General features: G+C 67.0%; 13 protein-coding genes. 5 read left to right on the forward strand and 8 right to left on the reverse strand.

All coding sequences use genetic code 11. The annotated features are described in order from the left end of the window. Positions 1 to 26: 26 nt before the first annotated feature. A complete protein-coding gene (locus E5790_RS08535; protein WP_014645419.1) occupies positions 27 to 371 on the reverse strand; it encodes a hypothetical protein in 345 nt (114 codons plus the stop codon). A gap of 146 nt (positions 372 to 517) precedes the next feature. Between E5790_RS08535 and E5790_RS08540 the strand changes: the two genes are divergently transcribed. The 3 genes from E5790_RS08540 to ligD all read left to right on the forward strand — a co-directional run bounded on the left by E5790_RS08540 (position 518) and on the right by ligD (position 4,497). Next, positions 518 to 916, forward strand: coding sequence for a hypothetical protein (locus tag E5790_RS08540; protein WP_014035432.1), 399 nt, complete (start codon positions 518 to 520; stop codon positions 914 to 916). Positions 917 to 1,080: 164 nt separating this feature from the next. Further along, the gene (locus E5790_RS08545; RefSeq protein ID WP_049408879.1) at positions 1,081 to 2,001 is read left to right on the forward strand and encodes a Ku protein; all 921 of its coding nucleotides are present in this window, start codon (positions 1,081 to 1,083) and stop codon (positions 1,999 to 2,001) included. A 3-nt stretch (positions 2,002 to 2,004) separates the two neighbouring features. Beyond that, a complete protein-coding gene (gene ligD, locus E5790_RS08550; protein WP_111205504.1) occupies positions 2,005 to 4,497 on the forward strand; it encodes a DNA ligase D in 2,493 nt (830 codons plus the stop codon). A gap of 75 nt (positions 4,498 to 4,572) precedes the next feature. Here ligD and E5790_RS08555 read toward each other — a convergent pair whose 3' ends face one another. From E5790_RS08555 to E5790_RS08570, 4 genes are all read right to left on the reverse strand, one after another. After that, entirely contained in the window at positions 4,573 to 4,965 is a 393-nt protein-coding gene (locus E5790_RS08555; protein WP_075075938.1) for a hypothetical protein, read from the reverse strand. Positions 4,966 to 5,131: 166 nt separating this feature from the next. Beyond that, entirely contained in the window at positions 5,132 to 6,160 is a 1,029-nt protein-coding gene (gene adhP, locus E5790_RS08560; RefSeq protein WP_075075937.1) for an alcohol dehydrogenase AdhP, read from the reverse strand. Positions 6,161 to 6,256: 96 nt separating this feature from the next. Continuing rightward, positions 6,257 to 6,895, reverse strand: coding sequence for a bifunctional 4-hydroxy-2-oxoglutarate aldolase/2-dehydro-3-deoxy-phosphogluconate aldolase (eda, locus tag E5790_RS08565; protein WP_014645424.1), 639 nt, complete (start codon positions 6,893 to 6,895; stop codon positions 6,257 to 6,259). A 117-nt stretch (positions 6,896 to 7,012) separates the two neighbouring features. Further along, positions 7,013 to 7,603, reverse strand: coding sequence for a cysteine dioxygenase family protein (locus E5790_RS08570; RefSeq protein WP_014645425.1), 591 nt, complete (start codon positions 7,601 to 7,603; stop codon positions 7,013 to 7,015). A 240-nt stretch (positions 7,604 to 7,843) separates the two neighbouring features. Here E5790_RS08570 and E5790_RS08575 point away from each other — a divergent pair, with 240 nt between their 5' ends. Next, complete coding sequence (locus E5790_RS08575; protein WP_111205505.1) at positions 7,844 to 8,899, forward strand: LacI family DNA-binding transcriptional regulator; 1,056 nt, start codon at positions 7,844 to 7,846, stop codon at positions 8,897 to 8,899. Positions 8,900 to 9,005: 106 nt separating this feature from the next. Here the strand turns inward: E5790_RS08575 and phhA are convergent, their stop codons facing one another. Then, positions 9,006 to 9,899: a phenylalanine 4-monooxygenase gene (gene phhA / locus E5790_RS08580; protein ID WP_014645427.1), complete on the reverse strand. Its 894-nt coding sequence runs from the start codon at positions 9,897 to 9,899 to the stop codon at positions 9,006 to 9,008. Between the two features lie 125 nt (positions 9,900 to 10,024). On the opposite strand from phhA, the gene E5790_RS08585 reads away from it, so the two are divergent. Continuing rightward, positions 10,025 to 10,510: an Lrp/AsnC family transcriptional regulator gene (locus E5790_RS08585; RefSeq protein WP_049446786.1), complete on the forward strand. Its 486-nt coding sequence runs from the start codon at positions 10,025 to 10,027 to the stop codon at positions 10,508 to 10,510. A gap of 39 nt (positions 10,511 to 10,549) precedes the next feature. On the opposite strand, the gene E5790_RS08590 is transcribed toward E5790_RS08585, so the two are convergent. Together E5790_RS08590 and E5790_RS08595 are read right to left on the reverse strand one after the other, a co-directional pair. Continuing rightward, entirely contained in the window at positions 10,550 to 11,542 is a 993-nt protein-coding gene (locus E5790_RS08590; RefSeq protein WP_032958418.1) for a patatin-like phospholipase family protein, read from the reverse strand. 204 nt (positions 11,543 to 11,746) lie between these two features. Then, positions 11,747 to 12,766, reverse strand: coding sequence for a TIGR00266 family protein (locus E5790_RS08595; RefSeq protein ID WP_069118202.1), 1,020 nt, complete (start codon positions 12,764 to 12,766; stop codon positions 11,747 to 11,749). Between the last annotated feature and the right edge of the window lie 124 nt (positions 12,767 to 12,890).

The raw sequence follows: 12,890 nt of genomic DNA on the forward strand, positions 1-12,890 counted from the left end.
TGCCGGCCAGCGGCCGGCACTACCCGTCAGTCGGGGGCCTTGGCTGGCACGAACGGCGATGTCGGGTCGCTGGCCGGGAAGGTCTCCTCCAGCGCTTCGTCCTGGTTGTCGCTGGCGCGCTGCTTGCGTTCGCGGCGCTTGAGCGGGCTTTCCTGGCCACCGCGATGGCGGTCACCGCCATCCTTGCGGTCCTGCGCCGCCTGTTCAGCCTCGTGCTTCACCGGCAGATGGTCGCTCCCGTGCTCGGCATCGAAGAACGGTGCGCCGGTGCCACGGTAGTCGGCGTTGTCGGCATCGCGTTTGCCGCGCTGCTCGCCCGGAATGGGCGGGTGGTTTGCGCGCAGCGGGTCGCGGGAGGTCTCTCGGCTCATGGTCTGGCTACCTGCGCTCGGGGTCCCCACTACACCGCGACGCAGGTAAAGCCGCCGCGAACCTGGCGTCATGAACATCTCGCTCACCCGCTGGTAACGGCACCGCGCGTATTCCTGCCCACCCGCCCCCGCTGCAGGAGCCGGCCATGCCCCGTCTTGAACGACCCGCACCGTCCGTGTTCAACGCCCTGCTCGATCCGCTCGGCCAACGTACCGCGCAGCGCCGCACGCGCCGCCATGAGGATCCGCAGGCGGTGGCCCAGGACTATCTGCAGTACATGCTCAGTGACTACGAGGAACGTCGCGGGCAAAGTCATCGCAACTGGCGTGACCTGTGCCCGGTCTATGCCTTCGCGTTGACAACCCATGCTGCCGACTGGCCGCGCGGTGACGCTGCCGATACCTGCGAGGAATTGGCCGAGCACTGGGAACAGATGCGCGGGCAGTCGCGGCTGGGCTGGTCGCAGGCGCGGCCGGTGGTGGAGGACGCCTGGCGCGCGCTGGACCATATTCCGGCGGCGGCGGTGAGGCCGTTGCTGCAGTAGTGCCGGCCGCTGGCCGGCAACCCCAGGACACTTGAGGCCGCGAGCTCTGCTGGCCGGCGGCCGGCACTACCGCACCTGCGTGGAACCCACGTGCACGGTATCGACACGGGTGGTTTACACCGCCCATCCGAAGCTGGGTGCCCTGCCCCATCAGAGGTGCGTCCATGGCCCGCCCGATCTGGACCGGTACGCTGTCCTTCGGACTGCTCAATGTGCCGGTCTCGCTGATGTCCGGCGAACGCAAGGTTGACCTGCAGTTCCGCATGCTCGACTCGCGCGATCGCAAGCCGATCCGTTTCGAAAGGGTCAACGCCGACACCGGCGAGGAAGTGCCCTGGAAGGACATCGTCAAAGCCTATGAGTACGACAAGGGCAGTTATGTCGTGCTGGAGGAAGGCGACATCCGCTCGGCGGCGCCGGAAAGCCACGAAGCGGTGGAGGTGGAATCCTTCGTGGACGCAGCGCAGATCGACCCGCGCTACTACGAGAAGCCGTACCTGCTGGTGCCCGGCAAGAAGGCCGAAAAGGGCTACGTGCTCCTGCGCGAAACGCTGCGCAGTACCGGCAAGGTAGGCATTGCCCGGGTGGTGGTGCGCACGCGCGAGTACCTGTGTGCGGTGATGCCGCATGCGGACGCGCTGGTGCTGATGATCCTGCGCTATCCGCAGGAACTGGTGGATCCCGAGGACTACAAGCTGCCTGCCGGCAAGCTGTCCGACTACCGCATCACCAGCAAGGAAACGGCGATGGCCGAGCAGTTGATCGAGTCGATGTCCGGCGATTGGGACCCATCGCACTACCACGATGAATTCCGCGAGCGCCTGCAGCAGGTGCTGAACAAGCGCATCAAGTCCAAGGGCGGCACCACGCGGGTGGAAGATGAGCCCGCACCACACGAGGATGCGACAACGAACGTTGTCGACTTCATGGCATTGCTGCAGAAGAGCCTGGATGCGAACAAGCGCACGCCGGCGAAGAAGACCGCAACGCGCAAGGCAGCCGCAAAGTCGACGGTGAAGAAGGCCGCAAAGAAGACAACGAAGAAGGCTGCAAAGAAGGCCGCACCACGGCGCAAGGCAGGTTGAACCATGTCGCTGCACCAGTACCGGCGCAAGCGCCGGCTTGGCGGAGGCACAGGGCAGACGCCGGAGCCTGACGACACACCCGCACGCGGTGATCCGCAGCGGCGGCCAACCTTCGTCATCCAGCTGCATCATGCCAGTTCGCGCCACTATGACTTCCGCCTTGAGATGGACGGCGTGCTGAAGAGCTGGGCGGTGCCGAAAGGTCCTTCGCTTCGCGTCGGCGAGAAGCGGCTGGCCGTGGCAGTGGAAGATCACCCGTTGTCCTACGCTGGCTTCGAGGGCGACATTCCTGAAGGCCACTACGGCGCGGGGCACGTGGAGGTGTTCGATCAGGGCACCTGGGCCTGCGAAGGCGATCCACTGCAGGCGCTGGCAGCAGGAAAGATCGACTTCGTACTGCATGGACAACGCCTGGCCGGTGGCTGGAAGCTGGTGCGCACTGCAATGAAGGGACGCCAGGTGCAGTGGCTGCTGATCAAGCGCGACGACGAGCAGGCGCGCGATGCCGAAGCAGACGATCTGCTGGATGCGCACGTGCCCAAGCGCGCATCCACCGTGATGAAGCACACTGGGGGGAAGGCAGGGCGTGCTGTGCCCGCCGCACGCACGGCTACCCGCAAGGCCGATGCACGCTGGCATGCGCGCGCGCTGAAACTGGACGGCGCACGTGACACGCCCTACCCGCATGGGTTCAAGCCGCAATTGACCGATCATCGCGACAGCGCGCCGGACGGCGCGCGTTGGCTGCACGAGATCAAGTGGGACGGCTATCGCCTGCTGGCCGATCTGCACGACGGCGAGGTGAAGCTCCGCTCCCGCAATGGCCTGGATTGGACCGATGACTTCCCCGAGGTCGTGCAGGCCGTGCAGGCGCTGCCGGTGCGCGATGCGCGCCTGGACGGTGAGCTGGTGGTGCTGGACAAGGAAGGGCGCAGCGATTTCGCAGCGTTGCAGCGCGTGATCGATGGAAGCTCGAAGCAACCGCTGCGCTACATCGTGTTCGATCTTCCGGGTGTGGCCAACGCGGACATCAGTCGTGCGCCATTGCTGGAACGCAAAGCGCTGCTGAAGGATCTCATCGGACCGGTGCCCGGCATCCTGGCCTTCAGCGAACATGTGATCGACCAGGGCCCGCAGGTGTTCGATGCCAGTGGCCAGGCCGGATTCGAAGGCATCGTCAGCAAGCAGGTGGACGCGCCGTACGTGAACACCCGCGCACGCAGCTGGGTGAAGGTGAAGCACGAAGACACCGACGAGTTCGTGATTGTCGGCTACACGGCCCCCAGGGGCTCGCGGGTGGGTTTCGGATCATTGTTGCTGGCAACGCCGGACAAGGAGGGTCTGCGCTATGTGGGCCGCGTCGGTACCGGCTTCGACGACGAGAACCTGCGCGCGCTGCTCAAGGCATTGCAGCCACTGGCAGTAAAGACGCCCGTGCTGCAGCTTCCGGCGCATGTGCCGTTCCGCGCCGCCAGCGTGCGCTGGGTGAAGCCGGTGACGGTGGCGGAAGTGGCGTTCCGTGGCTGGGGCAAGGAAGGCCTGCTGCGCCAGGCCAGTTTCAAGCGGCTGCGCAGCGACAAGCAGAAGGAGGACCTGGGAATGAGCAACGCAACAGCAGTTGCTGAAGCCGGGGGCGAGGTCCAGATCACGCATCCGGAGCGGGTGGTGTTTCCCAGTCAGGGACTGGGCAAAGGCGACGTGGCCGACTATTACCGGCGCATGGCGCGCTGGATCCTGCCCGAAATTGCGGGACGGCCGCTGTCATTGCTGCGCTGCCCCGATGGGGTGGGCAAGGCCTGTTTCTTCCAGAAGCATCATGGCCCCGGCCTGGGCGACGCGGTGCACGCGGTGCCCCTGCAGCAGAAGAGCGGCCGCGAGGACTACGTCTATATCGACGACGCACGGGGCCTGCTGCAGCTGGTGCAGATGAACACGCTGGAGCTGCATCCGTGGGGTGCGACCGTAGCAGACACCGAGCATCCGGATCGACTGGTATTCGATCTCGATCCTGGAGAAGGCGTCAGCTGGGCACAGGTGAAATCGGGTGCACGTGATGTGCGTGATCGTCTGCAGCAGGTGGGCCTGGAGAGCTTCGTGCGGCTGTCTGGCGGCAAGGGGGTACATGTGGTGGTACCGCTGCAGCCCAAGGCCGGCTGGGACGAGGCGAAGGCGTTCTGCGAGGCCTTTGCGCAGGCAATGGCAAAGGAGCAACCTGATCGCTATGTGGCGACGATGAGCAAGGCCAAGCGCAGTGGCGTCATCTTCATCGACTGGTTGCGCAACACCCGAGGGGCCACCAGCGTGTGCTCGTGGTCGCTGCGCGCGCGTGATTCCGCCGGTGTGGCAGTGCCGCTGCGCTGGGAGGAACTGGCGCGTATCAGTGCTGCCGACGCCTTTCCCATGGGCAAGGCGCTGGCGAGGGCGCAACGCCTGAAGAGTGACCCATGGCAGGGCATCGCGCAGTTGAAGCAGACGCTGCCGCGCATGGACCTGTAGAGCCGAGCCCATGCTCGGCTGCCTGTGTCGATATGCATGAAAGCCGAGCATGGGCTCGGCTCTACAAAGGCGGCGTTACCCTGCGTCGCGCGAGGCGCGGCGGCCGAACCACCAACCGGCCAGCAGTTGCAGCGGCAGCGATGCCAGCAGCGCAATGACGAACCAGAACGGGAAATCCGCACCGGCCGTCCACATCGCGTAGCCACAGCCCAGCGCGATCAGCGACCAGATCGAGAAGCCATGCGAACGCGGCCAGCAGGGGGCGTAATAGGTGGCAAAGGAAACGCCCGCGATGCCACCAAGAACGCTGAAGGTGAGGTCCCAGCCCAGCTGCACGCTGTTGTTGTCCGGCGACAGGCCCAGCAACGGGGGCAGCCAGCTGGCGACGCTGCTGACCAGCGCAAGCGACAGGACGCCGCCGATCAGGGCGACGATGGACAGGAACAGGGTCTTGAGCAGGCCGGGCATGCGCGCATTGTACGGCGGCCACAGAGTGCCCGCGTTGCCGGCCAGCGGCCGGCACTACCGAACCGCCTGGGGTTTGCCGGCCAGCGGCCGGCACTACCGATGAATCGGCATGGCCGCCGCGTCCGTGGGAGAGGGGGACGGAGCGACGGCGGCCATGCACAGGCGGTCAGGCAGCGAAGTCGAGTACCACGCGGCCCTCAATGGTGCCCGCGTGCATGCGCGCGAACACGTCGTTGATGTTCTCCAGGCGGTCGGTGCTGACCGTGGCCGCGACCTTGCCTTCGGCGGCGAACTGCAGCGACTCCTGCAGGTCCAGCCGGGTGCCGACGATCGAGCCGCGCACGGTGATGCCGTTGAGCACCATGCCGAAGATGTCCAGCGGGAAATTACCGGGCGGCAGTCCGTTGAGCGAGACGGTGCCGCCACGGCGGACCATGCCCAGCGCCTGCTCGAACGCCTTCGGTGAGACCGCCGTGACCAGGGCGCCGTGCGCGCCGCCGATCTCCTTCCTGAGGAAGGCGGCCGGATCGGTGGTGCGCGCATTCACGGTGACCTGCGCACCCAGCTGCCGGGCCAATGCCAGCTTGTTGTCGTCCACATCCACCGCAGCCACGTTCAGGCCCATCGCACGGGCGTACTGCACCGCCATGTGGCCCAGGCCACCGATGCCGGAAATCGCCACCCAGTCACCGGGCTTGGTGTCGGTGACCTTCAGGCCCTTGTAGACGGTCACGCCGGCGCACAGCACCGGTGCGATCTCGACGAAGCCCACGTCCTTCGGAAGCAGGCCGACATAGTTGGCATCGGCCAGTGCGTACTCGGCGAAGCCGCCGTTGACCGAGTAACCGGTATTGCGCTGTGTCTCGCACAGCGTTTCCCAGCCACCCAGGCAGTGTTCGCAATGGCCACACGCCGAGTACAACCAGGGGATGCCGACCCTGTCGCCTTCCTTGACGTGCCCTACCCCGCCTCCCACGGCCACGACGTGCCCCACGCCCTCGTGGCCGGGGATGAACGGCGGGTTCGGTTTCACCGGCCAGTCGCCCTCGGCGGCGTGCAGGTCGGTGTGGCAGACGCCACAGGCCTCGATCCTGACCAGTACCTCGCCCGCCCCCGGGCGTGGTACCGAGACTTCCTCGATCACCAGTGGCTTGCCGAACTCACGCACGACAGCGGCCTTCATGGTCGAATTCATGTTCGGATCTCCGTAGTGCGCTTGCCCACAGAATGACGCCGGCACGAGGCCGGCGCTTTGATCACGATCAAACCTTTGAAGATTCGCGGAGCAGGTTCAGCTGGCCAGCACGGACGCCTCGCGGGCCAGGCGTTCGATCGCCTCCCAGTCGCGGGTCTGCAGCAGGGCCGGGGTGGTCAGCCACGAACCGCCCACGCACAGCACGTTGGGCAGATGCAGGAACTGCGGTGCGGTCTGCGCACTGATGCCGCCGGTCGGGCAGAAGCGCACATCGGCGAACGGACCGTGCCAGGCGGCCAGTAGCGCGGCGCCGCCGGCCTGTACCGCCGGGAAGAACTTGAAGGTGTCCTGGCCATGCTCCAGGCCCAGGATCAGGTCCGAGGCGGTGGCGGCACCGGGCAGGTACGGCAGGTCGGCATCACGCGCGGCCGCATACAACGCCGGCGTGGCACCGGGGGACACCGCGAATCGCGCGCCGGCCTGCTTTGCTGCCTGCATCTGCGCGGCGTCGAGTACGGTGCCGGCACCGATCACCGCGTCCGGCACGGCCTCGACCATCGCCTTGATCGCATCCAGCGCCTGCGGCGTGCGCAGCGTCACCTCGATTACCGGCAAGCCGCCGCGGAACAGTGCCTGGGCGACGTCGACCGCTTCATTCACATCTTCGGGGGTGTACACCGGGATCACCGGTGCCAGCTTCAACAGCGCGCGCAGGCGCGGATCAGCGCTGGACATGGTCTTGCTCCTTGCCCGACGGGGCATCGCGGATCGCCGCCGGGTACGGCAGCGCAGCGGCGCATGATGCCACGTGGCTCACGAAGGTGCTGGCAGCGTCGCCCCGCCCTGCCCCGGTCAGGCCGGGTCGGCCTGCAGCGCCTGGATGCGGCGCTGGTACCAGTCGCCACCGAGCGGATCGAACACCGCCGAGCGCTCCATCTGCGACTCGTACACGTGCACAGAAATCGCCAATGCGTCGTCACTGGCGTTGCGCAGGGTGTGGTACTCGTGCGGCGGGATCAGGCTGCCGGCACTGCCGCAGCCTCCGCGCAGCGTGGCGTGGCGGTGGAAACGCCAGCGCTCGCCGGCGCGCTCCAGCAGCTCGTAACGGGTGATCTCCAGTTCGCCCAACCACACTCCCTCCACACACCACATGGCATCGTGGTCGTGCAGCGGCGTGCCCTGCCCTGGGCCCCAGCTCATGGCGATCACGCTGTAGCCGTGTTCGCGGCTGTGGTACAGCGGACGTCGCGCGTAATGATCACTGACCGGCCGATGCACGCACTCGGGCAATTCGATGCGGCTGTCGGTTATGGCTTCCTGCAGCGCCAGCTGCAGGTCGGCGGTGATGCGCCCGGCATCACCGGCGGTCACCGCCGCATCGACCGCAGCGATCAACCGGTCGCGGCCACGGAACGGCGGAAACGGAGAGGTCTGCAGGTCCATGCACCTGACTGTAGCGGAGCATGGTTAAGGGAATGTTGGCGTTCGCGCGCGTCGCGTCCGCATTCAGGGTGAACACGCGCAGAAGAACGGTTCAGATGCAGAGGCACTAGAGCAATCACAAGGGAACCTCGCGCAGCAAAACGTGTCGAACACAACGCGATTCAGATCCGCTGCGACGTTCCGCAACTTCGCATCCGACGGGTGCAAGGCTAGAATTCTCCGACTTACCTGGTTCTATACATGTCAGTGCGAAATATGAGCGATGCCGCGTTGCCGGCATCGAAAGGCAAGGCTGCCACGATCAACGACATCGCACGACTGTCGGGAGTTTCCAAGAAAACGGTTTCAAGAATCATCAACAACTCGCCGCTGGTGCGCAAAGACACCCGCGACAAGGTCGAGGCGTTGATGCGCGAGGTCGGTTACGTGCCCGACCCGCTGGCGCGCGGACTCGCGTTCCGCCGCTCCTTCCTGATCGGCCTGGTGTATGACGACCCCGGCGCCCAATGCATTGTCGACCTGCAGCACGGCGCGCTGGAAGCGCTGCGCGGCACCGGCTACGAGCTGGTGGTGCACCCGTGCAACAGCCAGGATCCGGACTGTGCGGACGGCGTGCGCCGTTTCGTGCAGCAGCAGAAACTGCATGGCGTGATCCTCGGCCCGCGCGCCTCCGAATCGATGGCGCTGGCGCAGATGCTCGACGCGATCGACTGCCGCCACATCCGCATCAACGCGCATGCGTCGGAAGAAGTCGTGCAGGCGGTGGTCACCCACGATCGCGATGGTGCGGCGGCGGCTGCGGGCTACCTGCTCTCGCTCGGCCACCGCGACATCGCGGTGATTGCCGGTCCCGGTGACCGGCGCGCTGCCCGCGAGCGGACCCACGGCTTCCTTGATCGGCTGGCCCAGGTCGGCGTGACCCTGCCGGGCGAGCGCGTGCTGGAAGCGGGCGACACCTTCGAGTCCGGCGTGCATGCCGCCGAACGCCTGCTGATGGGCGGACAACGCCCCAGTGCGATCTTCACCGGCAACGACGAAATCGCCGCGGGCGTCTACCAGGTGGCATTGCGTGCGGGCATCGCGGTGCCGCAGCAGTTGTCGATCGTCAGCTACGACGACAGCCCGCTGGCGTCGCGGCTGTGGCCGCCGCTGACGTCGGTACGCCGCCACGTCTCCGACATCGGCCGCATGGCTGCCGCGATGCTGGTGCAGACCGACGTACCGGAGGCGCCGGCTGCGGCCAGCGTGCATCCGCAACTGATGGTGCGCGGTTCCTGCCGGGCCGTGGACGGCTGAGTGTCCTGCCCTCGCCTGCGCCGTCGCGACAGAACGGTGCAGGCAACAACGAAAACGGCGCACCAGGGTGCGCCGTTTCCACTGCGAAGCGGTGTGCGTTACGCGCTTACACGTCGCCGCCGTCGGCCCAGCCTTCACCCGTGCCCTTCTGGAACACGCGGTCGTCGTCCTGCACATCACCGGCCGGCAGATGCGCCTGGTCGGCCAGTGCCGCGTAGATCGGGGTGAAGTCCGGCGACGTCGCCTGCATCAGCTGTTCGAAGCTGTCGATGACGAAGTAGGTCTTCTGGAAGGTGTCGATGCGGTACTTGGTGCGCATGATCCGCTGCAGGTCGAAACCGATGCGGTTGGGCGCGGGCGATTCCAGCGAGTACAGCGACTCGCCCTTCGACGACACGATGCCGGCGCCGTAGATGCGCAGGCCGTCGGGCGTATCGATCAGGCCAAACTCCACCGTGTACCAGTACAGGCGGGTCAGGTTCTGCAGTGCATCCGGGCCGATCGCGTGGGCCTTGACGCCGCCACGGCCGTACGCCTCCATGTAGTCGGCGAACACCGGGTTCATCAGCAGCGGCACGTGGCCAAACAGATCGTGGAACAGGTCCGGTTCGGCGATGTAGTCGATCTGGTCCGGGCGACGGATCCACCAGGTCACCGGGAAACGGCGGTTGGCCAGGTGGTCGAAGAAATCCAGTTCCGGCAGCAGGCCTTCAACGCCGACCAGGGTCCAGCCGGTGGCGGCGCCCAGTACTTCGTTGAGCTGGTCGAAGCGCGGAATCATGTGTGCGCTCATGCCCATCTCGTCCTGCGCGTCCAGGAACTCCTGGCAGGCGCGGCCGACCAGCAGTTCGCGCTGGCGCTGGTACAGCGTGCTCCAGGTGGCGTGGTCGTCGGCGCTGTAGGTGTCCCACGGCTGCTCGACGAGCGCGGTGGTATACACCGGCACGTAGCCCTTGTCGGTCTGCTGGTGTTCGACGCGGCGGGGCTGGGCGAGGTCCATGGGGCACTCCTTGACGGGATACCCACGATGCTAGGGCAGGGCGCACGCAACAGGGTTGCAAAAGTTGCGTCGATTGGCCTTGTTGGCGCAATATCCTTGCGTACTCACCATGTTGCGGGGCAACAATGGCCGGAGAAGTCCAGTTCGATCGCACGGATATACGTCTACTGGCTGAAATCCAGCGGGATGGGCGCGCCACCAACGCCGAGCTGGCGACACGGGTGAACCTCTCGCCCTCGGCCTGCCTGCGCCGCCTGCAGCGGCTGGAAAGCGAGGGCGTGATCGTCGGCTATGGCGCGCGGCTGGAACCGCGCCAGCTGCGCCTGGGCCTGCAGGCCTTCGTGCGCGTGCAGCTGGAAAAGCATGACCAGGCCGCCATCGGCCACTTCGTGGACAGCGTGCAGGGCTGGGATGAAGTGGTGGCCTGCCATGCGCTGACCGGCGACATGGACTACCTGCTGCACGTCTACGTGCGCGACCTGGAGCACTTCTCGCACTTCCTGCTGGACCGGCTGCTCAACGCCGGCGGCGTGGCCGATGCCAATTCCAGCTTCGTGCTGCGCACGGTGAAGGGTTTCCAGGCGTTGCCGTTGTCGCAGCTGGAGCCCTGAGCAGCCACCAGGCGTGCCCGGTGGCCTGGCATCAATGGATCAGCACTTGTCCTTGCGGCCCATCAGCTTGCCCAGGCGCGAGGCTTCCTCGCACTTTGGTGCGGCCACCGGCGCGGGTGCCGCCGCGGCGGCGCGCGCGCGCTGCAACTGCTGGATCTTCGCGCGGATCTGCGGCATGGCCGCCATTGCGGCCTTCTCGCCTTCCAGGATCGCGGTGCCGCGCTGGCTGAAATCGGCGGCGCCGATGTCCAGTACCTTCGGACGGATGACGATGTCGGCGCGCGCCAGCTCCTGCTCGCCCAGGCGCTGGCCCATGATCGAGATGGACTGGTTGACGATGCCCAGCATGTCCGTCGGTGCCTTGCCGCTGGCCTTGCTGGAGATGTCCACGGCGATCACGAAGTCGGCGCCGAGCTGGCGCGCGGCATCCACCGGCACCGGGCTGACCACGCCGCCGTCGATGTAATTGCGGCCGCCGATCTTCACCGGCTCGAACACACCGGGGATGCTGCTCGACGCGCGCACCGCCTGGCCGACGTTGCCGCGCACGAAGATCGCGCGCTCGCCCGTTTCCAGCTGGGTGGCAACGGCGGCGAACGGTTTCTTCAGGCGCTCGGCGGGACGGTTGGCGACCTGCTCGTTGACGTAGTCCTGCAGCTTCTGGCCCTGCACCAGGCCACCGGAGAACAGGCGCACGTCGCGGATGCTGGCTTCGTCCAGCGCGACTGCCTTGCTCTGCATCTGGAAGGCGTCCATGCCGCTGGCATACAGCGCACCGACCACGCTGCCGGCGCTGGTGCCGGAGACCACGGCCGGCTCGAAGCCGTTGGCTTCCAGCATCTTGATCACGCCGATGTGCGCGAAGCCCTTGGCCGCGCCGCCACCGAGGGCGATGCCGATCCTGATCGGCTTGGCCTGCGGCACCACGGTCGGCGCCGGCGGCGGCGTGGGGCGGACCGGGTCGCCACCGCAGCCGGCCAGCAGGCCGATCAGGGCGACGGACAGCAGCATGCGGGGGCGGAACAGGCTCATCGGCAGTGCGCTCGCGGCGCTGGATTCAGGAAAGGGCGCCAGCATACCGAAGCCGTGGCGGGGCGGGCAGGGTGGGGGGAACTCCCTATTCAGCAAAAAAAACGTGAATCGCTTCTGGTGGGTGCGGACCTTGGTCCGCACAAATGCCTGGTCGCGCGCTGAAGGAATGTGCCAACCAAGGTTGGCACCTACCAAATGAGTGGGTCAGAACCGGTTGTCACCATCCAGCATCCGGCCCAGGCCGCCCAGCACCGAGCCTTCGCCGCGGCTCTGGCCGCCGCCCTGCGGTGCGGCCATCCACATGCGGCCGGCCAGGCGCGAGAACGGCAGCGACTGCAGCCAGACCTTGCCGGGGCCGGTCAGCGTGGCCAGGAACACGCCTTCGCCGCCGAACAGCATGCTCTTGATGCCGGCCACCCGGCGCACGTCCATGTCCACGCTGGAGTGGTAGGCCACCACGCAGCCGGTATCCACGTCCAGGCGCTCGCCGGCGGCCAGCTCGCGCTCGATCACGCAGCCACCGGCGTGGATGAACACCCAGCCGTCGCCTTCCAGCTTCTGCATGATGAAGCCCTCGCCGCCGAACAGGCCGGTCATGATCCTGCGCTGGAACTGCACGCCGATCTGCACGCCGCGCGCGCCGGCCAGGAAGCTGTCCTTCTGGCAGATCAGGCGGCCGCCGTGCTGGTCCAGTTTCATCGCCAGCACCGTGCCGGGGTAGGGCGCGGCGAAGGCGACCTTGCCCTTGCCATGCCCGCTCTGGGTGTAGACGGTGGCGAACAGGCTCTCGCCGGTCAGCACACGGCGGCCGGCGGCCATCACCTTGCCCATGAAGCCGCCCTGGTCACCGTTGGCAGCGCCAAACACCGTGTCCATCTGCACCGTGGCGTCCTTGAACATCAAGGCGCCGGCCTCGGCAATGGCGCTCTCGCCGGGGTCGAGCTCGATCTCCACGAACTGCATTTCATGGCCGACGATGCGGAACTCGATGTCGTCGGCGCGGCCGCCGGCGCCGGCGGCGACCGGGACCGGCGGCGGCGTGTTGGGCATGCCCGGGGCTGGAGCCTGCAGCTCGGCCACCTCGGCGATCGGCGTCCACCCGCTCATGCCCTGGCACCATGCCAGGGCGCGTGGATTGGCCTGCGCGTACCGGCGTGCGGCCCCGTCATCAAGCGGGCCGATGCGCTCGGCCTGGGCGGAGGCATGGAAGTACCACTGGGTCATGGCGGCGGGTCCGTCGCGTCGAAACCCCGAGTCTAGCGAGCGCCCGGGGGTGCCGGCGACGGGGCCATGAACGGCGGGCATTTGCGGCATAGGTGCTGTATTGCAACAATTATCTGGTAGCGCC

This window comes from Stenotrophomonas sp. PAMC25021 (assembly GCF_004795795.1).
Lineage (GTDB): Bacteria > Pseudomonadota > Gammaproteobacteria > Xanthomonadales > Xanthomonadaceae > Stenotrophomonas > Stenotrophomonas muris.